The following is a 25,942-nucleotide window of genomic DNA, read 5'->3' on the forward strand; positions in this document are numbered from 1 at the left end:
GCAGATGTAGTATACACTCCTGCGGCTAAACGGGCGTTGTCCGGTATGGAGCAGCTTGGCTTCGGACAACTGCCTGTGTGCATGGCCAAAACACCCTATTCTTTTTCAGATCAGCCGTCTCTGCTGGGAGCCCCGGAGGGCTTTACGATTCACGTGTCCAGCGCTTCTTTATCCGCAGGCGCAGGCTTTGTAGTGGTAGAAACGGGCAATACCATGACGATGCCTGGACTGCCCAAATCCCCGGCCGCCGAGCATATGTCGCTGGAGGCAGATGGGAGCATTCAGGGCCTGATGTAGTATTTTACAATCGGTCCTCATTCGTCGGAGAGACCAGCCTGACGGGCGATTTCACGTAAAGGCCGTTTGCATTCCAGTAGCCGCCGCTTGGCATGATTCAAGCGTAGCTCAGTAAGGGAATGCAGCGGCCTTCTTTGCCTGCTCGGCAAGTTGCTTGACGGTAATAGGCTAAGCCTATCAACAAGTGTCGATAAGCTTCTGCAAACTTATTTTATGAGCTTGGGCAATTCCTCCAGCAGCCGTTCTCGGGTGGATGCATCGCTTTCAGCTTTGGCAGTGTCCTGCAGCAGCTGTGCTACTCTGTGCAGTCTGATTGTCAGATGTGCTGTATCCTAGCAACAATGCTCCATAAGAGAGAATAGATACTGTTTATCATTCAAAAGCAGGAAGATATACTAAAAGCCCATCCTCTAATAAAGAGGATAGGCTTTTATGCGGTTCTTGATATCAGAAATATCATGGCATGGTAGATGGCTAGGCGAATTATCCGTTTATCGGAAAATAATAAATATCCACGGGGAGGCTATTGTTCGTCCACTTCCTCTACTTTATTTCACCAACATGCCACAGTGTACTTCTGTATTCTCATTACCTTGGTAATATAATAAAACTATAGTACATAAATTTGTTTTTTCATATTTTCGATTTAAGAAATTTTTTGTAGATTGGTAAGCGAATAGGTGCGGCCACCATTTGTAGTATAATAATAATTGAATGGACTTAAGAACTCACAAACTTGGAATGTGTCCAAATTAATAACGATGTAATTAGGACCATACGAAAAATCGGCATGCCCTGTTCCAAAGGTTCTCGGAGTTTTAAGACCAGAAGGATCGGTGTAATCCATAATGTGCGTTACATCTCCCTCTACATTACGATAATAGCTATTACTATAGAGCCATGATCCCTTACTAATATCAATCAGTAATGCATTTGGAGCGGAATATGGTGCACTACTGGAGAATGACCCCAAATATACGCCCTTTACTTCAGCTACTGTCATGCTCATATCTCTAGCGGAATATCCATTTGAGGTATACCATGTTTCGTGATTTTCCCATTTGAGTCCTGTCAAGATATTATCTCCGTTGCTGCGGATTGTTGAAAGATTATAATACAAAACGACTCTGGAAAGGTCAGCTGTGCAATTGATGATGGCAGAAGCTCCCGATGGATTCGAAGCATTCCACATCAATTTATAGTTGCCTCTTTCGTTACCTGTTGCAGAACCAATTACAATCGCATATTTTCCTGCCGGGATATTAATGTATGAGTGACCTCCGTTTGCTTTAACACCCCATCCAGTAGAACTGCCTAACGAGCCGTTGGCATTGACATTGTACAGAACAGCCAACAGATTAGAATTGCTGGAATCCAGCTTTAGGAATGAAAGCTGCTTTGCAGTGAGAGAAACCACATAAATATCAAATGACTCACTGAGAGTTCCATCTCCTACAAATACAGGGTCGGAGATACCCCATACGCTTTGCGGTTCAACGGTTCTGCTCTGGGTAGAATCTGTGGAAATCTTTTTCGCTTCGTTTGGAGATATTTCATCTAGGTTGTCAAATTTTTGAGTATCCATTGCAGAATACGGTGTAGAGGGCATGGATTGAATTTCTGCATTCTGCGCCTCTTCTGTAGCCACTTGCGGTGATGTTTCATTTGCCGCGAAAACGGGAACTACTGAAACACTGTACATGAGCAGTATCGCCAAAATATAACTAACGCTTTTTTTAGTAAATTTCATATTGTTCTCCTTTCACGATTTATATACTATATTTTTTCAACATTTTCTTTTGTTGCATGGAAGAGGTAATGCCCACCGTGTCAAAATTTCGTTGAATAGCTTTCACCGCTTATAATGATTGCAATCGGTTTATGGTTTGCGACAGAGGGGACTTAACTGGCATTACTCCACCACTATTCAAGTTAGATTTTCCGACGTACATAATAATCTCTGCGATACATAACGTAAAAGTCTATTTCACTCGCATACTCCTTTCGTAGTTTTGGTAATGAGTCAATCGTTTCTTCTGTTGTGTCTAGATTATCAAGCAGTACAGAAGAAACTTCAAGGGGCTGGCGTAGAGAGTATGTTGATGACGTAAACAGCATGAAATGCGAATAAACCTCCGTTCGGACAAATATACTAAAAGAGGGTATCGCAAATCAGCCATAAATTGGCTGTTTTGCGACACCCTTCATTAATTTGGTCATGTATTCATAGTATTCACTCTAATACATCATCTGAGTATACCTCAAGCAGGTTATTAATATAATTTCTGCTCACGGGAAGATTGATAATCTCATGACCATTGAAAATGTCCACGGAATATGGATAAGTTATTTTTATTCTGTAGATTTTAGATTTTGAAATCACATATGATCTATGTATCTGGACAAAATTCTCACAGCCTAATAACTGCATAACTTTATTTAATGTTCCTCTAAGATGGATTTCCTCTTTTGTTGTATGATAGATTATTGTATGATTGTTCACTTCCACAAAAAAAATATCACTTTGACGAACACTATTTATCGTGGACTCTGCTATGATATTAAATACTCGTTCCGGTTTTTTTTGCTTCACTACTCTATCCAAGAATAGCGAAAGTCGCTTCTCGTCAATAGGTTTTTTTAAAAAGCCCATTGCTTCAACTAAATATCCGTCAATAGCACGAGCAGAATCAACTGTAACAAAAATGATGGGCACCCGATTCCCCATTTTCCGGATATACTTTGCTGTAGTCATTCCATCAATATCTTCACTACTTAGCGAAATATCGAGCAATACTACGTCTATATCTATATGAGCATTAAGATATTGGATTAATTCCTGAGACGAATAAAAATCAGCACATTGCAACTCTATATTTTTATTTAAAGCCCACCGAAGTATAGACGCTTTTAACGCATCGCGCCAATAACATTCATCTTCACAAATTACGACTTTCACGGCATACCACCTCATTCATTTGTACAGTTAAGATACAAGTGTTGAAAATCCACGGTCGGTGGCTACAGCCTGCGGCGCTTTGCCGAATTGCTTGATATGTGATTCTATGGCGGTGACGAGCAATTCATCGTTAGACGGGTTTCCTTCATATACGGCGTAGCCGGTGACGAAGCCGCTTTCCTTCTCGTCGATTCGCACCTTGTATCCGAACTCCGTAACTTTCTTAATCGGCCTTGCTTCCGGGTCAAAGAAACTGACAATACAGCCCGAAATGATTCGATTCCCGGAGACGACCTGTTTGACTTGTTCCAGCGGCTTTCCGGTAAGCGTGCCCGCCGCTCCAATTTTACTTTGCTTTGCTGAACAGCGGCTTTACCCTTGTCTTGCAATTTCCCGTTGACAGTTTACGCTTTGTTCTCGACGCTCATCTTATCCCTCCAGGTCATTTGTTCGTCACGGAGTTTCAACATTTTTGATCACCTCAAAACAGGATTTTGAGGCGCCTTGTACAATTCTTACATTCAAGGAATTCAGAGCGCCTCGGTGTAGCTTTTGTTGCCTCGACAACAACAACTTCTACATGGACGACTCGAATTCCTTGCCTGTTTTTAAGGCAAAACCCTGACTTTTACAGAGTAACTAATTAGCTTTGTAAATGAGAATTATTATCACAAAAGCAATGATAAGCGATGGACCCTCAATACTCAATGGACAAACTTGGCCAGTTAATCCGATTTTGTACAAAACCTCTTTTATACATTTGAAAGGGGTTTAGGAAATGGCATTGTTTATTACATATGTTTTACTTGGTTTTTCTATAGCACTACCTGTAGGTACCATTACGGTTGAAATGACGAAGCAAGGGCTAAAGAATGGATTCATGCATGGATGGATTGTGGGCCTTGGGGGGATGACCATCGATTTGTTATTAATTATTGGTTTATATTTTGGCTTGGCCTCGGTCTTGTCATTACCTGTTGTACGGGTGATCATGTGGCTCATTGGAGCCATATTTTTGTGCTACGTGGGGTACGACAGCATTAAAAATGCGGATCATGATATTGCGCTGGATGGAGAGAAAAAGACGAAATCATTATTTTCTTCCTATAAAAATGGGCTGCTTGTAGCTGTTTCACCAGGAAATTTAGTGTTCTGGGTGAGTGTTTTTGGGACGGTGCTGGCAAGTTCATTTGATCGGTCAAATACAAGCCAATTCCTGATTGTTGGCTTAGGTATTCTGTTGGGTATTCTTATCCATGATTTAGGCTTGATGACCCTTGTAGCGACAACACGCAAAGCCATGAATCGAACTGCCATCAAGTGGGTTACGATCAGTGCTGGTGTGGTTTTGATTGGTTTTTCGGTTTATTTCCTGTATGAATTTGTTTTAAGTATTCAAAAGATTTTATAGCATTACTGCAATAGTTACTGCAATAGATACGCTCAAGCTTGTCATGCCAGTCTGCATAAATCGAACAAGTCCTTCATAGACATGTACTAATTCATTTAAAACATGTGCTGAAGGGGTTGATGACATGCGCCGGATTTCATGGATGCTTGCCATGGTCATGTGTGTAACGCTGCTGCTGGCCGGGTGCGGCAAGAAGAGCGCGGACGATGTGGTTAAAGATTTGAGTGACGTGGTGAGCGACCTGAACAGCTACCACGGTACAGCCTTGATGACGCTGCATACCGGCGACACGCCGCAGGAATACAAGGTGGATATTTCCTACCGCAAGCCGTCCTATTACCGAATTGCCATGACGAACGAGAAAAAAGATGTTACGCAGATCGTACTGCGTAATGATGAGGGTGTATTTGTACTAACGCCCAGCCTGAACAAGAGCTTTCGCTTTAAAAGCGACTGGCCGAACAACCAGGGCCAGGTATATTTGTATGAAACGCTGGTTCGCAGCATTATCGGAGATGCCTCACGTCAGCTGGCTATCGACGATAAATCCTATGTGTTTGATGTGGCGGCGAATTACAACAGCCACGCGCTGGTCAGACAAAAAATATGGCTGTCCAAAAGCAACTATGCACCCACTCAGGTACAGGTTTCGGATGCGAACGCCAAGGTTGTCGTTGATCTGAAATTCGATCAATTTGCGTTTGATACGAAGTTCGACAAGGACTCTTTTGATATGGAGCGCAATATGGCTTCGGGGAAAACGAATACGAAGAGTGAAGGGGCGCCATCTTCCGGAGCGGTAGATTCTAGCGGTCAGCTTGATCCTGGCGGTGCAATCGATGGGGCGACTGGCGTGAAATCCAGCGAAGCCGGACAAGAGCAGGGAACAGCGGGAGATGCGACCCAGCAGCAGACCGGGGAAGCGAAGGTGGATGGAGCTGCTACAGGTGATACTTCGAAACCAGATACAGCAGCCAGCACGGAGCAGCAGCAAAATCCGGAAGCATCTGATGCAGCAACCGGAGCATCGGCGGGTACGGATGCCGCAGAAGCTATGATGGGTGAGTTCGGGTTGATCGAACCGTCCTATACGCCAGCCGGGGTACAAATCAAGGATACGCCGGAGCTGGAGGAAAATGGTACACACGCGGTAATGTTGCGGTATAGCGGAACGTATAACTATACGATTGTAGAGGCACGTCCAAAAGACAGGGCGGTCGCTCTGAGCGCAGGGGAACTGGTTGATATTGGAGGCAGCTTTGCAGTTCTGACAGGCAGTGAGCAGCAAACCCTGACCTGGATGAATGATGGAATTGAATTCCGAATTACCAGTGCTGACCTGCCTGTGAGCGAAATGATACAAATTGCCGCTTCTATACAGGATCAATCGGGTAAATAAAACCTTATAAGACGGATGCAGACGGTCTGGAGTGTACAATGCTCTGCTGCCGCCCGTATCCGTCTTTTGTTCATTCGCGGTCCAAGATGTGCATCGCTTGTATGTTCTGTTCATTGTAGAGATTGCTAGAGGAGGCTGACAAACGTCCCCTGCCATTGACAGCCACGTTTCTGAACATTACCATTAACCTTTAGAAGTAAGGACTTTGCAACATTCTGAATGATAAAAGGTTATGTTACAGGCTAACAATTGAAGAAGGTGACTGGATTTGCAAGCACAATACAGATCGACCCGGGCCGAAATCAACCTGGATCACCTTGGCGCCAACTATGAAGCTTTTCGCAAGGCATTGCCAGCGGACAAGCTGATGCTGGTCTGTGTCAAGGCTAACGCCTACGGACACGGTGCCGTGGAAATTTCAAAGGAATTGGAACGTCTGGGTGTGGATTATTTGAGCGTCGCTTTTTTGGATGAGGCTTTGGAGCTTCGTCATGCGGGGATTGAATTGCCGATCCTTGTACTCGGGTATACCTCACCAGAAGCTGTACAAGCGGCATGGGAGCATGACATTTCACTAACGGTATTCAGTGAGGAAGTGCTGGAGGGTATCCGCCGCTTGGACCGCAAAGGAAGCGAACGCAAGCTGAAGGTGCACATCAAAATAGACAGCGGCATGGGAAGACTGGGGCTACTACCCGGAGAGAAGGCTGTTGCTTTTGTCCGGCAGGCCGAAGGGTTAGAGCAAGTGCAGCTGGAAGGCATGTACACCCATTTTGCCCGCGCGGATGAAGAAGACAAAAGCTATACACTGCTTCAATATGATCGGTTTCGGGGTGTGGTGGAAGCGCTAAGGGAACATGGTATTACCATTCCCATTATACATACGGGCAACAGCGCGGCCAGCATTGATACTCCTTCGCTTTCCCCTAACTTGGTACGAATTGGTATCAGTATATACGGACTGTATCCGTCTGATGAGGTGAACCGTCAAGCGATCGAACTGTTGCCTGTGCTGTCATTGAAGACGGCGGTGGTTTATACCAAGTCGCTTCCTCCCGGCTGGGGAATTAGCTATGGCACCCGGTATGTGACCTCCACAGAGGAGCAGATCGGTACCTTGCCAATCGGCTACGCGGATGGATACTCCCGCATGCTGAGCGGGAAGGTCGAAGTATTGATACGCGGACGCCGTGTCCCGGTACTCGGTACAATATGCATGGACCAGTGTATGGTTTCCTTACAATCTTTCGCAGAGGATGCGGAGGAAATTCAAATCGGCGAAGAGGTTGTTCTCATCGGTCAGCAGTCCGGCGAAATGATTGCGGCGGATGAGCTGGCATCCAAGCTTGGTACGATCCACTATGAAGTGATCTGCATGATTGCAGACAGGGTACCGCGTGTATATACTCGCGGCAATGTTCCTGTTGTTCGAGTGAATTCGCTTCTTCCAACCCGCTGGAATTAATTTCATAACGTAAATTACCGGAGAAAAGCAGGAGTTTTCGCAGAACGTCCCGAAATATGTACAAAGGAAAGAAAAGAAGGCTATAGCTGTCAAAAAACGCATCAGGCTCCGCTGACACTTGTATTTCGGGGATCAAACGCCTGTACGAAATCGAACTGCGTAGTTTATAATGGAATGCAGCATAGATGATATACGAATATCATATACATTCTCTTGTATTCCGTTTGAATAAATTACCGGGAATAACGTTATAATGGTACAATGGCGACAAGGTTTTGGGGGTGGAAGAGAAGTTGGCCAATTTGCAGAACACCAAAAGAATAATGATCAGTTTGCCGGATCATCTCTTGCAGGAAGTGGATGGGATCGTAGCTATGGAAAATTCCAACCGTAGTGAATTTATTAGGCAGGCCATGAAGCTGTATGTAGGCGAACGTAAAAAACGTTACATTCGTGAAGCGATGCAGCGTGGATACATGGAAATGGCTAAAATTAACTTGACCATGGCATCCGAAGCCTTTCACGCGGAGGAAGATGCTAACAGCACCTTGGGCCGTACAGTTAGCGGGGTGTAATCCATATTGATCGTAAAGCGCGGCGACGTTTTTTTTGCAGACCTTTCACCCGTAGTCGGTTCCGAGCAAGGTGGCGTCAGACCAGTGCTGATCATTCAAAATGATATCGGCAACCGGTTCAGTCCTACCGTGATCGTGGCAGCCATCACCGCCCAGATTCAGAAGGCAAAGCTGCCCACACATGTGGAGATCGACGCGGCAACGCATGGCTTTGATCGCGATTCTGTCGTTCTTCTGGAGCAAATTCGGACGATCGACAAACAAAGGCTTACCGACAAAATCACCCATTTGGATGAAGAAACCATGCGCAAAGTGAGCGATTCGCTTCAAATCAGTCTTGGTTTGATTGATTTTTAGCATATTGGAACGACGAGTGAAACGGGAAAAGGGCAGCGCTTGGGCGCTGTCCTTTTGCATGTCCGATGAAAATGCAGGCAGGGCCTTGCTTTAACGTCACCTGCTGGCGCTTTGAATCTTTTTTTGTGATAATGAAAGACATGGTGTATGACAAGAGCTGTAAGGAAGAAGGGATAGGTTTGTCTAACGAGGAAACGAAAACGGAAATCGGACAGGGGCCGAACGAAGCAGAACGCCAGGAGCGGATTGTCAAACAAGTGGCGAGAGAGCTGTCGCTGGCACTCAAGCAAATCCGGACAACGATCAGTTTGCTGGATGAAGGAAATACGATTCCATTTATCGCACGATACCGTAAGGAAATGACAGGAGAGCTGGACGAAAACCAGCTGCGTGAAATTGAAGACCGTGTGCTGTATTTACGTAATCTGGAGGATCGTAAGGTAGAGGTCATCCGCATCATTGAGGAGCAGGGCAAGCTGACTGAAGAACTCCAAGCCGCTATCACTTCTGCGGTCAAGCTTCAGGAAGTGGAGGATTTGTACCGCCCTTATCGGCAAAAGCGCAAAACCCGCGCGAGTGTGGCGAAGGAACGTGGATTGGAGCCGCTCTCTATCTGGATCTGGGGCCAGCCGAAGCAGGGCGATGCTCTGAAAGAAGCTGAATCCTATGTGAATGCAGAGCTGGGAGTTGAAAGCGCCGAAGCGGCTATTCAGGGAGCTTTGGACATTTTAGCGGAAAATATGGCAGACGATGCGACGATTCGCCAATGGGTGCGTCGATATACACTCGACCATGGCATGTTGACCTCCGAAGCGAAGGACGCGGAGCAAGAGTCTGTGTATGAGAACTATTACAGCTATCGTGAGCTGGCCAAGAAAATGCCGCCTCACCGCATTCTGGCGATTAACCGCGGGGAACGTGAAGGCATTCTTAAGGTCGGACTGGAGGTCGTGCCAGATTCGATTTACAATTACGTGGCAGGTCAAGTGATTAAAGGCTCGTCTGTTGTGGAGGAGCTGCTGCGCAGCGTCATTGAGGATGCGTATAAAAGACTTATCGCGCCATCGATTGAGCGTGAGGTACGCGCCGAAATGACGGAGAAGGGCGAGCAGCAAGCCATCTCTATTTTTGCAGGCAACCTGCGCAGCCTGCTGCTGCAGGCTCCGATCAAAGGCCGCCGTGTGCTTGGTGTCGATCCGGCATACCGGACAGGCTGCAAGCTGGCGGTTGTCGACGACACGGGCAAGCTGCTGGAAGTGGCCGTGACCTATCCGACACCGCCGAACAATAAGAAGCGCGAAGCTGCCGAGAAGTTCAAGCAGCTGATTGCAGAGTACGACATTGAACTGATCGTCATTGGTAACGGAACCGCTTCGCGCGAGACAGAGCAATTCGTAGCTGAAGTGATCGCGGAGATTGGCAATAGCAACCTGGCGTATTTAATTGTCAACGAGGCGGGCGCGAGCGTCTATTCCGCCTCCAAGCTTGCGCAGGAGGAGTTTCCAGATTTGGACGTGGCTGAGCGCAGTGCGGCCTCCATCGCGCGGCGTGTACAGGACCCGCTGGCTGAGCTGGTCAAAATTGAGCCCAAAGCCATTGGGGTAGGCCAATACCAGCATGATGTATCGCAGAAGCATCTGGATGAAAGCCTGAAGGATGTTGTAGAATCGGCCGTTAACCATGTCGGTGTAGATGTGAACACCGCTTCCCCGGCACTGTTGTCCTATGTAGCAGGAATTAACGCGACGATTGCCAAAAACATCGTCAAGTACCGTGAAGAAAACGGTAAATTCAGCAACCGTCGTCAGCTGCAAAAAGTCCCGCGTCTTGGTGCAAAAACCTACGAGCAATCCATTGGCTTTATCCGTATACCGGGTGGAGAAAATCCATTGGACCGCACGCCGATTCACCCTGAATCTTATGCCGTAGTAGACCGCTTGTTGGCTGAGCTGGGTATCAGTGCCCACGATTTGGGTACGAAGGCTGCGGAGCAAGCATTGAACATCTCCAGCATCGAGCAGTTGGCTGTTAAGCTGGAGGTTGGTGTCCCGACGTTGCGGGATATTTTGGAGAGCCTCCAGCGTCCGGGGCGTGACCCGCGTGATGAACTGCCGTTGCCGGTATTTCGCAAGGATGTGCTGAAGATCGAAGATCTGGCACCTGGGATGGAGCTGCAGGGAACCGTCCGCAATGTCATTGATTTTGGCGCCTTTGTCGATATCGGTATTAAAAGTGACGGATTAGTTCATATTTCGCAGCTGCGCAGCGGCTTCGTGAAGCATCCGATGGATGTCGTATCTGTCGGTGATAATGTAACGGTATGGGTGCTGAATGTCGATTTGAAAAAGGGCAGAGTGGGTCTGACGATGAAACCTCCAGCAGAGGCGCAATCGCAGGCATAATACTTCAAAAAAAGCCGGAATCTCCGAACCGCATCGGGGACTCCGGCTTTCATTTTTGATGCCTTCGCGTTTAGCCATTGTTGGCATCAAACTCTACGCCAGGGGCTTTATGATAAAAAAACCAACAATCGTTTAACAGTTTGATTTGACGACGGTCCTTTTTGTAAAAGGCCCGCATAAGCTGGTTGCTGAGCCATTGAGGCAAGCCAATCTCCTCCTCCGCGTTACTTTTTGTATGTTTAGCATATGGGATGAGTACCTAAAGTGTGCTTCTGAATTGGGGTTAGACTTCGATCGTTATTTTGTAATATGCTAGTCAGTATGGGACAAAGGAGGAGAAAAGCAAGGATGGAGTCCAAGTCCATGAGTAATGAGGAGCTTCAGGAGTGGGTGGAGCATATTTCGCTGGAAAGCTTCGGTGTGCCATTTAAGCATCAAGCTCGCTTCAATGCGCGCCTGTCTTCTACAGGTGGGCGGTATTTTATGAAAAGTCATCATATTGAAATTAATCCACATCAGCTCGCAGCCTTCGGACGATCTGAGGTGGAAAAAATTATTAAGCATGAGTTGTGCCACTATCATTTGCATCTGCGCGGAATGGGCCACCGGCATCGGGATGCAGATTTCAAGGCATGGCTGACCCGTGTAGAGGGAAGCAGGCATTGTCAGACCCTGCCGGGAAGATTGGAGCGGAAGCCGCGGCCTTATCGTTACAAACTGGTGTGCGTTTCCTGTGGTCAGGAATACTTGCGGAAGCGTAAAATGAATCCACAGCATTACCGCTGTGGTAAATGTGGAAGTAAACTCCGTTTGTTAGCACTTGACGGCACCCCCTGAATCATGGTAAATTAACCATACTGTATGAATATTTACAGTAATGTTCCCTGATAGCTCAGTTGGTAGAGCACTCGACTGTTAATCGAGTTGTCACAGGTTCGAGTCCTGTTCGGGGAGCCATGGAGAGGTACCCAAGTGGCTATAAGGGGACCCTCTGCTAAGGGGTTAGGCTGCGAAAGCGGTGCGAGGGTTCGAATCCCTCTCTCTCCGTTTGTTTTGTGTAACAGAAAAGGACGCTCGTATGTATCGAAATGATGCTTGCGAGTGTCCTTTTTGTATATAACCCTTTTTGTATATAATCCGTTTTGAAAATAACGATGATCGGAAAAATGTGTATAAGCTGGGCTGGAAAATGTACATAATATCGCGGATTAGGTGGAATGGTGGTGAATTTTCAGTTTACAATGTCAGCTTCAGCCTCGACGGTTTTGAGTATGTTCAACAGAGCATGAGCGACGCCATCCTCCACATTGGTCAGGGTCACTTTGGAGCAGATGGCCTTGATGTCGTCTTTTGCATTGCCCATAGCGATGCCCTTCCCTGCCATCGTCAGCATGGAAATATCATTATAGCTGTCCCCGATCGCCACGGTCTCCTGCATGGGGATGCCCAGATGATTCGCCAGATAACGCAATGCATTGCCTTTGGATGCATCCTTGTGCTCGACTTCAAAGTTACGGTCTGAGGAAATGACCATGTTTAGGTTGCCAAAACCTCGGTAACGCTCACGACCCCGATCCAGCTTGGCTTGATCAAAGGAGAAGCAGAGCACGTTATAAATCTCCACATCCAGTGGAATGTCCTCGTATGAGGTGATGCGGATAAGCCCTGTCTGTTCATATTGCTTTTCGGCTGCGTGTAATAAAGTGTTCAGCAAAATATCAGGATTGGCGCTTAGCAGACGGTCCATTTCCACGGCAAGCAATTGATGTCCGTATTGTGGGGAATAAATTGCGCGGTCTGTCATGACCTCATAGTAAAAATCGTTTTCGCGCAGCCAGCTCAACACTTCAAAGGTTTCATCTCGGTCCATGGGTGTAGAGGTTAGCTGGCGGCGTTGTGTATCGTGTACAGTCGCGCCGTTTGCTCCAATGACGGGGGCTACAAGTCCAGCTTCCTCTAGCTTTGTCCAGGCATCATAAGACGCTCTGCCAGTAGCAATCGCCACCTGGACGCCTTGCTGCTGTGCTTGGCGTATAGCCTCGGCGTTTACTTTGCTTATTTTTCCTTCCTCATTCAGCAGTGTTCCATCCATATCAATCGCAAACAGTTTCATTTCTCCATCTCCTGTCTTTTTATATCTCTTGTATGGGTTTTGAACTACAGCATATCGGCTTCATTTTCTATGAGGGGACAATAACTTCAATATCATGACGCTGGAGAAGTTCCAGCATATCCGGGTCTGGCAAGCGATCGGTGATCACAATATTGACTTCGGACAGACCGGCAAAGCGGTAAGGAAAATTTCTTCCAAATTTGGAGTGATCCGCAAGGACAATTACCTGATCGGCCTGCTTCATCATCTGATGCATCAGCATACCGTCCTCTTCATAAATCACGCTCAATCCGTGGTCTGTTATACCTCCAACCCCGATAAAAGCTTTATCTACAAAATAATGGGACAAGGTGGCGATGACAGAGGAGCCGTATACATAGCGGTGCTCTTTTTGCAGGCGGCCTCCCAAGAGATGAATGGAGACACCGTCTTTTCCGGAGAGCACGTCAGCCTGATTAATAGAGTTGGTGATGACCGAACATTCCTGCACATTTAGCTTTTCTGCACACGCCTGTACAGTAGTAGAGGAATCCAAAATGATGCGATCCTTATTTCGTATCATGCTGGCGGCCAGTTGTCCGATCACTTGCTTCTCCTTGGATAGAGTGAGTAGCCTTTCGTTATAACTTCTAAGGGAATCGTGATGGAGCGAAGGAAGAAGGGCGCCCCCGCGGGTGCGAATAATCTTTTGATGCTCCTCCAGCTTTACCAAGTCGCGACGAGCTGTATCTCGCGATACATTAAAAATTTCGCAAATATCGTCCACCGAAATGCGCTTATGAAGCTTTAAGTAATCAACGATTTGAATCATTCGTTCTTCCTGATACATAGGTAAGCTCCTTTGGTATAAAATGATTTCGGTTTATGTAAGTGATTATAAGTAAATGTAAGTGAATTTGCAATAAATCATCTATAAACTCCTGGAAATTAGATGTTTTGAGATACAGTCCGTAAGTGAAGATGCGTTTTATAATTTAGAAAATGACTTATTTAAAAATTTCAAAATTAAGTATTGCCATTCTGTAATCTATTTGATATACTCTTTCTTGTCGCCAAGTTGGCGTACAAAAATGAGGCCCGTTGGTCAAGGGGTTAAGACACCTCCCTTTCACGGAGGTAACAGGGGTTCGAATCCCCTACGGGTCATTGTTGTCTTTATAGACTACATGTTGCATGCTTGACGGAAATTCCTGAGGTCTGGTTTAATGGCGGACAGCTTGGATGAACAGCATGAGCCATTAGCTCAGTTGGTAGAGCACCTGACTTTTAATCAGGGTGTCGAAGGTTCGAGTCCTTCATGGCTCACCATTTATTTTTGTTATGCGGTCGTGGTGGAATGGCAGACACGCTATCTTGAGGGGGTAGTGAGCGTACGCTCGTGGAGGTTCGAGTCCTCTCGACCGCATCAATGGAATGAACGGAAAAGTCTCTCGCAGTAGAGGCTTTTTTTGTTTGTTTAGTGATGTATGAAGTAATGATTATGAAGAAATAATGATTCCATAGTATAATATAACGCCATAATGTTATAGAATGATAAGTATAAACTTATGAAGTGACGGTGAAAAATATGGACAATCAACTGTTAGGGAATATATCAGAAAATATTTTGGGCTTGTTTCCGATTGTGAAGAAGAAATTTTTCACCTACGGTCCGCTTGATTTCCCATTGCATTTGTCGCCTAATAACTTTCAGGTATTACTGCTGCTGCGAGAAGTACGTTCGTCTACCGTATCTGATTTGTCCAAACAGCTTAATGTCTCACGTCCGAACATGACTCCTCTTCTGGATAAGCTGGTGGAGCATGGGTTGGCTGACCGCCAGTCGTGTGACTCGGATCGCAGAGTCGTGAATGTGGCAATTACAGAAGAAGGCGACGCTTTTTGTGAACAGGTATTCCATACCTTTTCCGGTAAAATTCAAGAGAGACTGGTGTTTCTGCCGGAAGAAGATTTATTGCACTTGAGCGAAACTTTGAATGAATTGAAGCAGATTTTACTTAAAATCGACAACCCTACTTCGTAATTGGTGTACACAAGCTGACTAAAGGCCGCCGTTTTCTTCGGAAAATGGGCGGTTTTTGTTGCATATTGTGGTATAATGAAAACCAACATACATAATTCGGCAATTTTGGCACACGTGATCTTTGAAATGGGAACAGGGCACATGATATCGTTATTTGAGAGCCTGCTAGGGAGGAAGGGACTTCTATGCAATCTATTTACCAACGTATTGAGCAACTTATCAAGGAACGAGGGATGACCAAAAAAGCGTTCTGCGAGCAGTTGGGTATTAGTACGGGAAACTTTGGAGATTGGAAAAGAGGAAAAACGACGCCAGGCACGAATAAACTCATTGAAATCGCTTCGTTTTTCAATGCCAGTCTGGATTGGATCATGTTGGGACGAGATGTGCGGGGTGAGGCGCTGAAGGAGTCAAAAGACCCTTATTTTTTTGAGGCTTCAGGGCAACTGGATTGCCAGGGGGAACCGCTCAGTGAGGCAGAAAAGGATTTTATACTTGAGTATATTGAATTTACTCGTTTTCGTAAAGAGAAAAAACAGGGCAATTCAACTGCCAAATCATGATTTGCTTGAGGTTTAAGATGAAATTTCATTCGTAAAAGTTATAGTTTCGGAGGGGAAAATTGTGGGAGATCAAACTATTTATCAGCGGATTGAAGCTTTGATTAAGGACCGGGGAATGACCAAGAAGGCGTTTTGTGAAAAGCTTAAAATCAGTTCAGGGAATCTTGGTGATTGGAGAAGAGGGAAAACAACACCGGGTACGATGCATCTAATTCAGATTTCGGACTTTTTTAACGTATCTCTCGACTGGTTAATGAAAGGGATCAAGCCGGGAGAAGGCGTGCTCCAGGAGCAAAAGGCTGCTTATTTTTTTGGGGTGATGGGGCCATTGAATTGCCAGGCAGAAGATCTGGAAGCAGAAGAACAGAATTTTATTTTAGAATATGTTGAATTTGCAAAATACCGTAAGCAAAAAAGAGAGAATAACAAAGCAAATCCGGAATGATCTCCTAGCTTGAGATTTTCCGGATTGAAAACCCGTAAAACGGACTGGTGAGTTCGAATTACGAGTTTATTTGGGTTTTAGAGTGGTGATGCCTCCTTATAGTCGTTATCATCAATGTTCAGAATTGCAGCAACTTTTTTTCTGTACCTTTGTGCTTTGCGGGTGCCATGAATCAGATTGGATAAACGTGAAGGCGGAATGTTGTGTGTCTCGCAAAATGTTTTCTGATCCAGTCGAAGTTCGACAAGCCGTTGTTTGATGGCCCACCCGAAGGAGGTGACAGGCATTTTGTTGTTCAAGAGAAATCGCCCCTTACGGATTCTTGCGGAATAATTGGTGTGTTATAATAATCATCAGTAAACATGTTAGAATTAACCATCTGAAACCATGATACACTTTTATACGTGTTTTTACAATCGGAAATACGTTATTTCATTAAATTAATTACTTAATTAAGTGAGAAATTTGTAAAAACCTGAAGTGCTAAGTGACCTGAATCATTCATCTAGAGCCTGTTGACGGTGTGAAATTGCGGTTATGCTTGGATAAAAAAAGCACTCTGCCACTTGGGGAAAGCGGTAGGGTGCTTTTGGTGTTGCAGCCGGATCGGTGAAGCGGGGCATCAGGGGGATGCTGGAAGACGTTTGGACAGGCCGGGGGAGGGAAACAGTCTCACTTCATCCAGTCGGCTCTTACGGCTCATATAAGGCGGTTGAGTAATGTAGGAACTGGACCAATGTCTGTAAAGCAGCTCTCGCTGAAATGCAGCTGACTCAGGCACATTGAATTTTTTCCATGTAGTGAGCAGTTCGTCGGTCATGCGCTCGATGAGAGGATTTTTTTCCTCGTAAGGTGTATTTAGCAGTTTGGAAGCATCTTCAATGCAGAAGGACACGGCTGCGGCTAGATAGCCGTGAATGGTCTGCTCCACATCATTTCCAAGGAGAAAGTTGATCCACGTATGAACGGTAGCGAGTGTGCCAATTGCGCTGTACTGAATGAGTATCGCTTCAAGCTGATCAAATTCAAGCCAAGGATACAGAGCTTTGGCAAGCTTGATCAGGCGCTGACCAGACAGGCGTGACTCTTTCGCGTGTTGCAGAGAGGAGCGTTGGGTATGCAGCATCTTATCAATAAGGGCGATACGCCAACCATCCTCTTGTTGAATGGCGACATACAGGCTTTTGATCGCCATACCGTCAAGCGCTGTGAATTGAGGATACAATTCGTTCCGCATGTAATGTTCCAGGTCTTGCATACAGGTCAAACGTCCGTTATGGAATAGTTCCTCCAATCCATAAGAACGGGTGAAGCCGCCAACGGGTAGGGAAGGGTCCAACAATAATGCGTAATTTAGCAAGCGGTTGCCTTTGTGCAGGGTAGTTCGCCTCCTTGAATCGAAATATTGTGTTATATTATTTAACATATGAGTTGAGTTTATTTGAATAACTTAAAGTATTATGTAATATATATTCACATTTATTTTGCTAAAATGTCAAATTAAATAATTTTATAGCTCTAATATGTTATTTAATATTACGCAATAAATAATTATTAAATTTGGGTTTACAAATATAAGCTAAGGGAGTATAATAAATCTGTTGCCTCAAAACATTATGATTTGCGGTCGTGGTGGAATGGCAGACACGCTATCTTGAGGGGGTAGTGGGCGTACGCCCGTGGAGGTTCGAGTCCTCTCGACCGCATTATATGGAAGATACGGTTACAAATAGCAAAAATAAAAAAAGCATCCTGACACGTTTTGTGTGAAGGGATGCTTTTTTGTTTTAATCGAATCTTATTTTTCCTGCAAAAGCTTTTCAATATCTCCTGCCAGCTTATCCGGAGTTGTTTGTGGTGCATAGCGCTTAAATACGCTACCTTCGCGTGTGATTAAAAATTTCGTAAAATTCCACTTGATCGCTTTGGAGCCTAATACGCCTGGAGCTGTTTTGGTAAGGTAGCGAAATAAAGGGTGTGCCTGATCACCGTTGACATCTGTCTTGGCAAACATCGGAAAGGAAACTCCGTAGTTGATCTGGCAAAACTCCGAAATCTCCTCGCTGGAACCCGGCTCTTGCTTGGCAAATTGGTTGCTGGGAAATCCCAAAATTTCGAGCCCCTGCTCATGATACTGGTCGTATAGCTCCTGTAGCGCTTTATATTGGGGAGTTAGCCCGCATTTACTGGCTGTGTTCACGATGAGCAGAACTTTCCCTTCATATATGGATAACGGGATTTCTTTTCCTTGCAGGGTTTTGGCACCATATTCATAAATGGTCATGGTATCCCTCCTAATTCGATATTCTACAATTAAATTGTAAGCAATTTTATGAAAGGTTGCAAGCCTACAATAGATGTAATGAGTTTTCTTAATACTGTAAAATCGTATTTTGTTCAAAACGGCAAATTGCGCTGCAAATGGAGCGAATTGCGGCGTTTCTCAGCGTAAAAGCAGGTTCAATCGGCGTTTATCTGGTGTATATAGCACATTTTCTTTCGCTTTTACAAAAAAAGGACAAAACTGCTCTCCTTACGCCAATATTGACATGCCTTTCATTTTCGAAAAGGCATGAAAAACCGAGATTAAAGGAGCTGGGAGAAGCATAGTCGTATTGTAAGCGTTATTATTGATCTTCTATGCTTAAAAGGACGATTTATAACCCCGTTGGTGAGCTTTACAGTGTTCCTTGCGCGGGTGTATGATTCAAGACGTAATTTCAAATTAACAAGAATGAAGCAGCAACGAATTGTCTAATCGCTGAATTTTGCAGTTGCAAAAGCGGGGGAACCAATCGGGATGTATACGGCTTTGGAAGCCGTAATCTCATGGGGTGAATTTTCCGGCCAAGTGCCGGAAATAGGGCGACTCTCACGTCCAAATCCGACAGCTAACCTCGTAAGCGTACAGGGAGAGGCAACAAACCGCCGTGTGCAGCCATGGTTTATTTTATCATGGATATGTAAGAAGCCGGAGGAAAGCCTTTTTCCTTTGGCTTCTTTTTGTTGTCTTTTTATACCGGGAGAGGAGCTACTGATGGAAGGTCGGTTAATTATCGTCACTGCACCGAATGAAGCGGGCAGAAGTTTTGTGAAATTGCTCATGTTCAAAAAACTGGCGTTTGCGGTACTCACCAATAGCGCTCAGGAGGAACGACAGCTCAAAAAAATGGGTGTGGAGCACATTGTGCGCATCAATACGATGCAAGCGGGAAAATGGAATTTTCCCAAAAAAGAAATTGGTAGCGTGTATTTGTTCGAAAACAGTATGAATCTGACTTGCCGTTTCCTGCAAATATGCCGGCCACTGACATCGGATTTGATCTATGTCATCACGCACGGCTGTAATCCACAAGGAATTTATCGGGGATTGGGAGCGGATCATGTGATCTACACATTGAACGGAGAGGTGGGTTTTCTGCTGAACGGATAAGCGCTTATAACATAGTTATTGATTTGAGGACTGATACGGGAGGGCTTGAACATGATGGATATATACATGCTGCTCGTGCTGGCTGTGAGTTATGGAGCGATACTGCTATTTGTACGCTGGTGCAATGAGCAGACCTCTAAGGGAGGGCGAAGAGGATGATTGTTGTGCTTGTGCTCACGGCTATGGTGTTGGTGTATTTAATCTATGCGCTCCTGAACCCTGAAAAGTTTTAAATCGCTATAAGAGGAAACGGGCAGGAACAGCAGATCCGGTATCACAGGTAGCGGGTTTGGCGCAAACGTGTGCACTCGCTTGTTGGTCTGGGTCAGGTCTGTTGTTCCACATGCGCAGGAGCATTTTAAGGAGGAATAGACGATGGAGCTGCTGCAAATTGGAATTGTGCTTGTCATATTGCTGCTCTTGGTAAAGCCAGTGGGCACCTATATGTATCATGTATTCTCGAATGAACCGAATCGGACGGATCGAATTTTCGGTGGAACGGAAAAGCTGATTTATAGGCTAGTAGGCTTGAAAAAGCTGGAGAATATGCGTTGGACTACGTATGTTATGAGCTTTCTTGCGACCAATGTCGTGCTTGTGGTCATCAGCTATGTGCTACTGCGTTTGCAAGGAATGCTTCCCGGGAATCCGGCTGGAAACGGCAATATGGAAGCGTCATTGGCTTTAAACACGGTAATCAGCTTTATGACCAATACGAATCTCCAGCATTATAGCGGAGAAAGCGGACTTACGTATCTGACACAGATGGCGTTTGTCACGATGATGATGTTCACTTCGGCGGCTTCCGGGTTTGCTGTTGCTGCGGCTTTTATGAGAGGATTGACGCGGCGCGGTGAAGGAATGGGCAATTTTTTTCAGGATTTTATCAAGGCGATTATACGGATTTTCCTGCCGCTGGCCTTTGTGCTTACGCTGGTACTAGTTGGATTGAAAGTACCACAGACGCTGCAGCCTACGGCGGATATTACGACGCTGAGCGGAACACAGCAGCAGATTGCTTTGGGGCCCATTGCTTCGATGGAATCTATCAAGCATTTGGGGACGAACGGGGGCGGTTATGCGGGTGCCAACTCTGCGCATCCTTTTGAGAATCCAAGTCCCTGGACGAACGTTCTGGAGATTTTAGCGATGTGGGTAATGCCGGCTTCACTGCCGTATACCTTTGGCTTGTTTGCCCGCAATCGCAAGCAGGGCTGGATTATTTTTAGCTCGATGATGGTATTGTTCCTTATTTTTCTGTCCGTTACGTACGTGTCTGAAAAGACGGGAAATCCGCTGATACAGGCGCTGGGTGTGGATGCTTCGCAGGGAAGCATGGAAGGGAAAGAGGTTCGCTTCGGCATTGGACAATCGGCATTATTCACTGCGGTGACGACAGCGGCAACGACAGGTTCGGTCAATAATATGCATGACACACTGACCCCGCTGGGTGGTATGGCGGCTTTGGGTGAAATGATGCTAAACGTCATTTTCGGCGGCAAGGGTGTCGGGCTGATGAACATGCTGATGTACGCGATTCTGGGTGTGTTTATATGCGGACTGATGGTCGGAAGAACCCCGGAATTTATGGGTAGGAAAATTGAAGGCAAGGAAATGAAGCTGATTGCGATTGCCATACTGGTACATCCGTTTCTCATTCTGGCGCCGACTGCGCTCGCTTTTATGAGTCATTGGGGGTATGATGCGGTCACAAACCCCGGATATCACGGGCTGACTCAGGTGCTCTATGAATATGCGTCATCTGCGGCAAATAACGGGTCAGGGTTTGAAGGACTTGCAGATAACAACGTATTCTGGAACTTAACAACAGGGATGGTTATGTTCTTTGGACGATATGTATCCATGATTGCATTGCTGGCTGTAGCGGCTTCGTTGAATGCCAAAGCGCCGACACCAGTGACGACGGGCACACTGCGCACGGACAACAAGCTGTTTGGGGCCATTCTGATCGGAGTTGTTCTGTTGATTGGTGCGTTGACCTTTTTGCCTGTCATCGTATTGGGGCCTGTAGCTGAATTTTTGACCATGTGATGAAGAATGAGCATGAAGAAGAAATTGAGAATGGATGAACGGGGTGCTTGATCATGAAGGAACAACGTAAACGCATGCTGGACAGAAGCATCTTGAAGCATGCGATCAGGGATAGCTTTATGAAATTAAATCCGATGCTCATGATGAAAAATCCCGTCATGTTCGTCGTGGAGATCGGCACACTGGTTGTGCTGTTGATGCTGCTGTTTCCCGGTTATTTTGGAGCTGACAAGGAAATGGGCTTTAACCTGGCTGTTTTTGTTATTCTGCTGTTCACGCTGCTCTTTGCCAATTTTGCTGAAGCGCTCGCGGAGGGGCGGGGGAAGGCGCAAGCTGCCTCTTTGAAAAAATCCAAGCAGGATACACAGGCCACCAAGCTTGTCGGAAATGACATTCAGGTGGTGAGCTCAACCGAGCTGCGTAAAGGGGATATTGTGCTCGTGTCCCAGGGCGAGATGATTCCGGGGGACGGCGAGGTTATTGAAGGACTGGCTTCGGTGGATGAATCCGCGATTACAGGGGAATCAGCTCCGGTCATCAAGGAATCGGGCGGTGATTTTTGCTCGGTAACGGGCGGGACACGGGTAGTTAGTGACCGCATCAAGGTGCGGATTACGGCAGAGCCGGGCGAAACGTTTATTGATAAAATGATTTCGCTCGTGGAAGGGGCACAGCGGCAAAAAACGCCGAATGAAATTGCGCTGAACACGCTGCTGATCAGCTTGACGATTATTTTTTTGATCGTGGTGGTCACGCTGGCTCCGATCGCCCGCCATTTTAACATCGATTTGCCTGTACCAGTCTTGATTTCGTTGCTGGTTTGTCTGATTCCGACCACAATTGGAGGGCTGCTGTCGGCGATTGGGATTGCCGGTATGGACCGGGTCACCCAGTTTAACGTGCTGGCGATGTCAGGCAAGGCGGTAGAGGCATCCGGGGACATCAACACGATGATTCTCGACAAAACGGGTACCATCACCTTCGGAAACCGGATGGCGAGTGAATTTGTGCCTGTAGGGGACGTGGAGAAGGCAGAGCTGGTAAAGTGGGCAGCGATGAGCTCAATGAAGGACGAGACACCTGAGGGACGCTCGGTGCTGGAATTGATGCGCAAGCAGGAGTACACGCTGGATGAATCCTTGGCGGCAGGCGGAGCCTTTATCGAGTTCAAGGCGGAAACCCGCATGAGTGGTCTGGACCTGGCCGATGGACGAAAGGTGCGCAAGGGCGCAGTGGACTCTGTTCGGCATTGGATCATATCGCAAAACGGCAGGGTTCCAGCTGATCTGGAGGAAAAAGCGAATCAGGTGGCCTCTGAAGGAGGTACACCGCTGGCGGTTGCGCTGGATGATCGGATATACGGCATTATTTATTTGAAGGATACAGTGAAGCCGGGCATGAAGGAGCGGTTCGATCAGCTCCGGGAAATGGGTATCCGCACGATTATGTGTACCGGGGATAATCCGCTGACTGCCGCTACCATTGCACGGGAAGCAGGTGTGGACGATTTTGTAGCTGAAAGCAAGCCTGAGGATAAAATCGCGGTTATCCGCCGTGAGCAGGAACAAGGCAAGCTGGTGGCCATGACCGGAGACGGAACCAATGATGCTCCTGCGCTGGCGCAGGCGGATGTTGGTCTTGCCATGAACAGCGGCACGGTCGCGGCCAAGGAAGCCGCCAATATGGTGGATCTGGATTCCGATCCGTCCAAAATTATTGAGGTGGTCGCCATCGGCAAGCAGCTGCTCATGACACGCGGCGCTTTGACAACGTTTAGCATCGCGAACGATGTTGCCAAATATTTTGCCATTATCCCGGCGATGTTCATGCTGGCTATTCCACAAATGGGTGCTTTGAACGTCATGGGGCTTGGCTCTCCACTGTCCGCTATTTTGTCGGCGCTGATTTTTAACGCGGTTATTATTCCGCTCCTGATTCCGCTGGCGATGAAGGGTGTGAAGTATAAGCCAATGAGCTCGGACCGCCTGCTCGGACGGAATTTGCTGATTTACGGTTTGGGCGGTATGGTGGTGCCGTTTGTCGGCATCAAGGCCATTGATTTGCTGGTGCATTTATGGATTTAAGGCGGCCTGTAAAAGGATGCATTTCAGATACAATGGAAGCGGAAAGGGTGAGCAACATGAGTGGGTTTTATCGTATGTCTGGGCGCAGATTTGCTGCACACGAGAAAGCCGGTTCTGCCGGACGAGACCATAGCAACCCCGCAGAGACGAGGACTGGGTCGGAGGGGCAGCCGGAGAGACAGGAGATGCGGGGAAGCACGGTTATTGGAGTCGCTTTGCGAACCTCGGTGCTGATGATCCTCTTGTGCGGCTTGGCATATCCGCTCGTTAGCACAGGAGTGGCACGGGTATTGTTTCCGCAGCAGGCGGGCGGCAGCATGCTGCAGAATGCGGAGGGACGGGTAGTCGGTTCTGAACTGATTGGGCAATCCTTTGCCAATCCTGCGTTTTTCCAAGGTCGGGTATCCAGTGTTGATTATAACGGGGCTGGTTCAGGCTCAAGCAACTACGCGCCGTCCAATCCGGCCTTGATACAGCGAGTCAAGGATTCCATTGCCGCTTGGCAGAAACAAAATCCGGATGTGCCGGTTAGCGAGGTTCCGGTGGATCTGATTACGAACTCCGGTTCCGGTCTGGACCCGCATATCTCGCCACAAGCGGCACAGGTACAAATTCCACGTATTAGCAGCTTGACGGGAATCGCGCAGGATCAACTGAAAGCACTGGTGGAGGCGCAAACCGAAGGCCGTAGTGCCGGAGTATTCGGAGAACCGCGTGTGAACGTGCTCAAGCTGAACCTCGCGCTTGAAGCGCAAATGAAGATAGCGCCTGCCAAGCGGTGAAACTGGCCATACGGAATGATAGAGAGTAGAGTAAATAGGAAGAACTAAGCTTTATAGCAATTTTACAAAAAAAGGTATCCCCTGGGTGAAAGGCCCGTGGGATACCTTTTTTGTTGGTAGAAAGAATTATCGGCAGCAGCCTATCCTGAAATCGTTTGGACGATGAGTATCACATTCAAGACAATAATGATACCGGTCACGATCCAGGCTAATGCTTTTTGCCACATTTTGTTGGCAAATTCACCCATGAGCTTTTTGTCACTCGTAAAGAGCAATAGTGGGATGATGGCAAAAGGCAGCTGGATGGATAGAATGACCTGGCTCAGCACAAGCAGTTCTTCCGCTCCTTTTTCACCGGCGATAGCAGTGACGATTACCGCTGGAATGATTGCGATGAGTCGCGTTACCAGACGACGCAGCCAAGGGGGAAGACGAAGGTTGAGAAAGCCCTCCATGACGATTTGTCCAGCTAACGTACCAGTAACGGTCGAATTCTGGCCGGAGGCGAGCAGTGCCACCCCGAATAGAATGCTTGCGAGTGTGGTTCCCAACAAAGGCGATAGCAGATAGTAGGCGTCGCTAATTTCGGCTACATCTGTTTTTCCGGCAGTATTGAACACCGCTGCTGCCACGATCAAAATGGCGGCATTAATAAATAGGGCAAACATAAGCGCGATACTGGAATCCCAGGTTGCAAATTTAATAGCTTCGCGTTTACCTACTGAAGTCTGCTCAAATTTGCGAGTTTGTACAATGGATGAATGCAGATACAGGTTGTGAGGCATCACGGTAGCGCCCATAATACCGATCGCAATATACAGCATGCTTGGGTTGGTCAAAATTTGTGAATCTGGCACAAATCCGCCTAACATGCCGCCCCATGATGGCTGTGCCAAAATGAGATTGATGCCAAAGCACCCGGCAATCGTCGCCATTAGTACAATGACCAATGTTTCCAAAGCCCGAAAACCTTTGTTTTGCAGCAATAAAATGAGCATGACATCAAATGCGGTAATGATAACGCCATATAGTAGCGGTAAACCGAACAGCAGCTTCAGTGCAATGGCTGAGCCGATGACCTCGGCCAAATCCATAGCTGCAATGGCAATTTCGCATAAAAGCCACAAGCCGATTGCGACGGGACGACTATAGGCATCGCGGCACATTTGTGCCAAATCTTTACCAGTGGCAATGCCAAGCTTGCCGGATAAGGCTTGCAGCAGAATAGCCATCAGGTTGGAGACCAGAATGACACTAAGCAGCGTGTAGCCGAATTTTGCTCCGCCTGCGATGTCTGTAGCCCAATTGCCGGGGTCCATATAGCCGACAGCGACCATATAGCCAGGTCCGGCAAAGGCGAGAAACTTTCGAAACCACGTGCCGTCCTTAGGGACGCTCAAGGAGCGATTCACTTCCGACAGTGAAGCGATTTCCGCCAAGTTCCCATTTATATTTTTCATACGCTCCACCTTCTTTATTCATGATGAAATCTAGTATTAGTGACATTAACGATTGTACTATCCCTATTGTACACCTACAATAGTTTTTGTCTAGTGCAACTTTTATGTGGCCAAGCAAATTA

25 protein-coding genes, 6 tRNA genes, 1 pseudogene and 1 riboswitch are annotated in these 25,942 nt (G+C 46.7%); of the genes and pseudogenes, 22 read left to right on the forward strand and 10 right to left on the reverse strand.

The genetic code is table 11. The annotated features are described in order from the left end of the window. Positions 1-297: formate--tetrahydrofolate ligase (locus tag WG8_RS28085; protein ID WP_007429328.1), on the forward strand; the 297-nt coding region annotated here is incomplete at its 5' end. A gap of 646 nt (positions 298-943) precedes the next feature. On the opposite strand, the gene WG8_RS06455 is transcribed toward WG8_RS28085, so the two are convergent. The 3 genes and pseudogenes from WG8_RS06455 to WG8_RS26300 form a co-directional block, all read right to left on the reverse strand. Then, positions 944-2,047: a hypothetical protein gene (locus WG8_RS06455; protein WP_007429329.1), complete on the reverse strand. Its 1,104-nt coding sequence runs from the start codon at positions 2,045-2,047 to the stop codon at positions 944-946. A gap of 483 nt (positions 2,048-2,530) precedes the next feature. Further along, a complete protein-coding gene (locus WG8_RS06460) occupies positions 2,531-3,256 on the reverse strand; it encodes a LytR/AlgR family response regulator transcription factor (protein WP_043890844.1) in 726 nt (241 codons plus the stop codon). A 39-nt stretch (positions 3,257-3,295) separates the two neighbouring features. Continuing rightward, a pseudogene (locus tag WG8_RS26300) lies at positions 3,296-3,648 on the reverse strand (ISNCY family transposase); the annotation flags it as partial. 386 nt (positions 3,649-4,034) lie between these two features. Between WG8_RS26300 and WG8_RS06465 the strand changes: the two are divergent. The 6 genes from WG8_RS06465 to WG8_RS06490 all read left to right on the forward strand — a co-directional run bounded on the left by WG8_RS06465 (position 4,035) and on the right by WG8_RS06490 (position 10,865). Beyond that, entirely contained in the window at positions 4,035-4,667 is a 633-nt protein-coding gene (locus WG8_RS06465; protein WP_007429331.1) for a LysE family translocator, read from the forward strand. A gap of 124 nt (positions 4,668-4,791) precedes the next feature. Then, positions 4,792-6,066: an outer membrane lipoprotein-sorting protein gene (locus tag WG8_RS06470; protein WP_007429332.1), complete on the forward strand. Its 1,275-nt coding sequence runs from the start codon at positions 4,792-4,794 to the stop codon at positions 6,064-6,066. A 268-nt stretch (positions 6,067-6,334) separates the two neighbouring features. Continuing rightward, the gene (gene alr, locus WG8_RS06475) at positions 6,335-7,531 is read left to right on the forward strand and encodes an alanine racemase (protein WP_007429333.1); all 1,197 of its coding nucleotides are present in this window, start codon (positions 6,335-6,337) and stop codon (positions 7,529-7,531) included. Positions 7,532-7,824: 293 nt separating this feature from the next. Further along, positions 7,825-8,106 carry a CopG family ribbon-helix-helix protein gene (locus WG8_RS06480; RefSeq protein ID WP_007429334.1) on the forward strand — a complete coding sequence of 94 codons (282 nt, stop codon included), beginning with the start codon at positions 7,825-7,827 and terminating at the stop codon, positions 8,104-8,106. A gap of 6 nt (positions 8,107-8,112) precedes the next feature. Beyond that, positions 8,113-8,463 carry a type II toxin-antitoxin system PemK/MazF family toxin gene (locus WG8_RS06485; protein WP_007429335.1) on the forward strand — a complete coding sequence of 117 codons (351 nt, stop codon included), beginning with the start codon at positions 8,113-8,115 and terminating at the stop codon, positions 8,461-8,463. Positions 8,464-8,642: 179 nt separating this feature from the next. Next, the gene (locus WG8_RS06490; RefSeq protein ID WP_007429336.1) at positions 8,643-10,865 is read left to right on the forward strand and encodes a Tex family protein; all 2,223 of its coding nucleotides are present in this window, start codon (positions 8,643-8,645) and stop codon (positions 10,863-10,865) included. A gap of 70 nt (positions 10,866-10,935) precedes the next feature. Here WG8_RS06490 and cmpA read toward each other — a convergent pair whose 3' ends face one another. Next, positions 10,936-11,070: a cortex morphogenetic protein CmpA gene (cmpA, locus tag WG8_RS26305; RefSeq protein ID WP_007429337.1), complete on the reverse strand. Its 135-nt coding sequence runs from the start codon at positions 11,068-11,070 to the stop codon at positions 10,936-10,938. Positions 11,071-11,213: 143 nt separating this feature from the next. Here cmpA and WG8_RS06495 point away from each other — a divergent pair, with 143 nt between their 5' ends. The 3 genes from WG8_RS06495 (at position 11,214) to WG8_RS06505 (ending at position 11,912) form a co-directional block, all read left to right on the forward strand. Beyond that, the gene (locus WG8_RS06495) at positions 11,214-11,702 is read left to right on the forward strand and encodes a SprT family protein (RefSeq protein WP_007429338.1); all 489 of its coding nucleotides are present in this window, start codon (positions 11,214-11,216) and stop codon (positions 11,700-11,702) included. A gap of 44 nt (positions 11,703-11,746) precedes the next feature. Further along, positions 11,747-11,822 (forward strand) — tRNA-Asn (locus WG8_RS06500). 1 nt (position 11,823) lies between these two features. Next, positions 11,824-11,912 (forward strand) — tRNA-Ser (locus tag WG8_RS06505). Positions 11,913-12,096: 184 nt separating this feature from the next. Here the strand turns inward: WG8_RS06505 and WG8_RS06510 are convergent. After that, entirely contained in the window at positions 12,097-12,978 is an 882-nt protein-coding gene (locus WG8_RS06510; protein ID WP_007429339.1) for a Cof-type HAD-IIB family hydrolase, read from the reverse strand. 67 nt (positions 12,979-13,045) lie between these two features. Beyond that, positions 13,046-13,807 (reverse strand): DeoR/GlpR family DNA-binding transcription regulator, encoded by a 762-nt coding sequence (locus WG8_RS06515; RefSeq protein ID WP_007429340.1) that lies wholly within the window; start codon positions 13,805-13,807, stop codon positions 13,046-13,048. Between the two features lie 245 nt (positions 13,808-14,052). Between WG8_RS06515 and WG8_RS06520 the strand changes: the two genes are divergently transcribed. The 6 genes from WG8_RS06520 (at position 14,053) to WG8_RS06545 (ending at position 16,009) form a co-directional block, all read left to right on the forward strand. Then, positions 14,053-14,124, forward strand: a tRNA-Glu gene (locus WG8_RS06520). An 86-nt stretch (positions 14,125-14,210) separates the two neighbouring features. Next, positions 14,211-14,286, forward strand: a tRNA-Lys gene (locus WG8_RS06525). Positions 14,287-14,300: 14 nt separating this feature from the next. Then, positions 14,301-14,383, forward strand: a tRNA-Leu gene (locus WG8_RS06530). 162 nt (positions 14,384-14,545) lie between these two features. Then, positions 14,546-15,001: a MarR family winged helix-turn-helix transcriptional regulator gene (locus WG8_RS06535; RefSeq protein WP_007429341.1), complete on the forward strand. Its 456-nt coding sequence runs from the start codon at positions 14,546-14,548 to the stop codon at positions 14,999-15,001. A 185-nt stretch (positions 15,002-15,186) separates the two neighbouring features. Next, the gene (locus tag WG8_RS06540) at positions 15,187-15,564 is read left to right on the forward strand and encodes a helix-turn-helix domain-containing protein (RefSeq protein ID WP_007429342.1); all 378 of its coding nucleotides are present in this window, start codon (positions 15,187-15,189) and stop codon (positions 15,562-15,564) included. Between the two features lie 61 nt (positions 15,565-15,625). After that, the gene (locus WG8_RS06545) at positions 15,626-16,009 is read left to right on the forward strand and encodes a helix-turn-helix domain-containing protein (RefSeq protein ID WP_007429343.1); all 384 of its coding nucleotides are present in this window, start codon (positions 15,626-15,628) and stop codon (positions 16,007-16,009) included. Positions 16,010-16,086: 77 nt separating this feature from the next. Here WG8_RS06545 and WG8_RS06550 read toward each other — a convergent pair whose 3' ends face one another. Both WG8_RS06550 and WG8_RS06555 read right to left on the reverse strand, forming a co-directional pair. Beyond that, entirely contained in the window at positions 16,087-16,308 is a 222-nt protein-coding gene (locus tag WG8_RS06550) for a hypothetical protein (RefSeq protein WP_007429344.1), read from the reverse strand. Positions 16,309-16,631: 323 nt separating this feature from the next. Next, positions 16,632-17,369: an urease accessory protein UreF gene (locus WG8_RS06555; protein ID WP_043890845.1), complete on the reverse strand. Its 738-nt coding sequence runs from the start codon at positions 17,367-17,369 to the stop codon at positions 16,632-16,634. A 263-nt stretch (positions 17,370-17,632) separates the two neighbouring features. Between WG8_RS06555 and WG8_RS06560 the strand changes: the two genes are divergently transcribed. After that, positions 17,633-17,715 (forward strand) — tRNA-Leu (locus tag WG8_RS06560). Between the two features lie 92 nt (positions 17,716-17,807). Here WG8_RS06560 and WG8_RS06565 read toward each other — a convergent pair. Continuing rightward, on the reverse strand, positions 17,808-18,293 hold the full coding sequence (locus WG8_RS06565; protein ID WP_007429346.1) for a glutathione peroxidase: 486 nt from the start codon (positions 18,291-18,293) through the stop codon (positions 17,808-17,810). Between the two features lie 465 nt (positions 18,294-18,758). Further along, positions 18,759-18,931, forward strand: a riboswitch (cyclic di-AMP (ydaO/yuaA leader). Between the two features lie 115 nt (positions 18,932-19,046). Between WG8_RS06565 and WG8_RS29305 the strand changes: the two genes are divergently transcribed. The 5 genes from WG8_RS29305 (at position 19,047) to kdpC (ending at position 24,360) form a co-directional block, all read left to right on the forward strand. Next, positions 19,047-19,442 carry a hypothetical protein gene (locus tag WG8_RS29305; RefSeq protein WP_043890908.1) on the forward strand — a complete coding sequence of 132 codons (396 nt, stop codon included), beginning with the start codon at positions 19,047-19,049 and terminating at the stop codon, positions 19,440-19,442. 155 nt (positions 19,443-19,597) lie between these two features. Then, positions 19,598-19,675, forward strand: a complete 78-nt coding sequence (gene kdpF, locus WG8_RS29485) for a K(+)-transporting ATPase subunit F (protein WP_007429349.1) — start codon at positions 19,598-19,600, stop codon at positions 19,673-19,675. Positions 19,676-19,817: 142 nt separating this feature from the next. Further along, on the forward strand, positions 19,818-21,494 hold the full coding sequence (gene kdpA, locus WG8_RS06575; RefSeq protein ID WP_007429350.1) for a potassium-transporting ATPase subunit KdpA: 1,677 nt from the start codon (positions 19,818-19,820) through the stop codon (positions 21,492-21,494). A gap of 53 nt (positions 21,495-21,547) precedes the next feature. Next, complete coding sequence (kdpB, locus tag WG8_RS06580; RefSeq protein WP_007429351.1) at positions 21,548-23,578, forward strand: potassium-transporting ATPase subunit KdpB; 2,031 nt, start codon at positions 21,548-21,550, stop codon at positions 23,576-23,578. 56 nt (positions 23,579-23,634) lie between these two features. Further along, the gene (gene kdpC / locus WG8_RS06585; RefSeq protein WP_043890909.1) at positions 23,635-24,360 is read left to right on the forward strand and encodes a potassium-transporting ATPase subunit KdpC; all 726 of its coding nucleotides are present in this window, start codon (positions 23,635-23,637) and stop codon (positions 24,358-24,360) included. A 140-nt stretch (positions 24,361-24,500) separates the two neighbouring features. Here the strand turns inward: kdpC and WG8_RS06590 are convergent, their stop codons facing one another. Further along, entirely contained in the window at positions 24,501-25,820 is a 1,320-nt protein-coding gene (locus WG8_RS06590) for an Nramp family divalent metal transporter (protein ID WP_007429353.1), read from the reverse strand. Between the last annotated feature and the right edge of the window lie 122 nt (positions 25,821-25,942).

This window comes from Paenibacillus sp. Aloe-11, from assembly GCF_000245715.1.
GTDB classification, from domain to species: domain Bacteria; phylum Bacillota; class Bacilli; order Paenibacillales; family Paenibacillaceae; genus Paenibacillus; species Paenibacillus kribbensis.

Excerpts from the sequence above, each read along its gene's own strand:
- kdpC (WP_043890909.1), top strand. The coding sequence starts at position 23,635 with ATGAGTGGGTTTTATCGTATGTCTGGGCGCAGATTTGCTGCACACGAG.
- WG8_RS06465 (WP_007429331.1), top strand. The coding sequence starts at position 4,035 with ATGGCATTGTTTATTACATATGTTTTACTTGGTTTTTCTATAGCACTA.
- WG8_RS06515 (WP_007429340.1), bottom strand. The coding sequence starts at position 13,807 with ATGTATCAGGAAGAACGAATGATTCAAATCGTTGATTACTTAAAGCTT.
- WG8_RS06510 (WP_007429339.1), bottom strand. The coding sequence starts at position 12,978 with ATGAAACTGTTTGCGATTGATATGGATGGAACACTGCTGAATGAGGAA.
- kdpA (WP_007429350.1), top strand. The coding sequence starts at position 19,818 with ATGGAGCTGCTGCAAATTGGAATTGTGCTTGTCATATTGCTGCTCTTG.
- WG8_RS06495 (WP_007429338.1), top strand. The coding sequence starts at position 11,214 with ATGGAGTCCAAGTCCATGAGTAATGAGGAGCTTCAGGAGTGGGTGGAG.
- WG8_RS06540 (WP_007429342.1), top strand. The coding sequence starts at position 15,187 with ATGCAATCTATTTACCAACGTATTGAGCAACTTATCAAGGAACGAGGG.
- WG8_RS06590 (WP_007429353.1), bottom strand. The coding sequence starts at position 25,820 with ATGAAAAATATAAATGGGAACTTGGCGGAAATCGCTTCACTGTCGGAA.
- WG8_RS29305 (WP_043890908.1), top strand. The coding sequence starts at position 19,047 with ATGGAAGGTCGGTTAATTATCGTCACTGCACCGAATGAAGCGGGCAGA.
- WG8_RS06455 (WP_007429329.1), bottom strand. The coding sequence starts at position 2,047 with ATGAAATTTACTAAAAAAAGCGTTAGTTATATTTTGGCGATACTGCTC.
- WG8_RS06535 (WP_007429341.1), top strand. The coding sequence starts at position 14,546 with ATGGACAATCAACTGTTAGGGAATATATCAGAAAATATTTTGGGCTTG.
- WG8_RS06470 (WP_007429332.1), top strand. The coding sequence starts at position 4,792 with ATGCGCCGGATTTCATGGATGCTTGCCATGGTCATGTGTGTAACGCTG.
- WG8_RS06565 (WP_007429346.1), bottom strand. The coding sequence starts at position 18,293 with ATGACCATTTATGAATATGGTGCCAAAACCCTGCAAGGAAAAGAAATC.
- kdpB (WP_007429351.1), top strand. The coding sequence starts at position 21,548 with ATGAAGGAACAACGTAAACGCATGCTGGACAGAAGCATCTTGAAGCAT.
- kdpF (WP_007429349.1), top strand. The coding sequence starts at position 19,598 with ATGATTGTTGTGCTTGTGCTCACGGCTATGGTGTTGGTGTATTTAATC.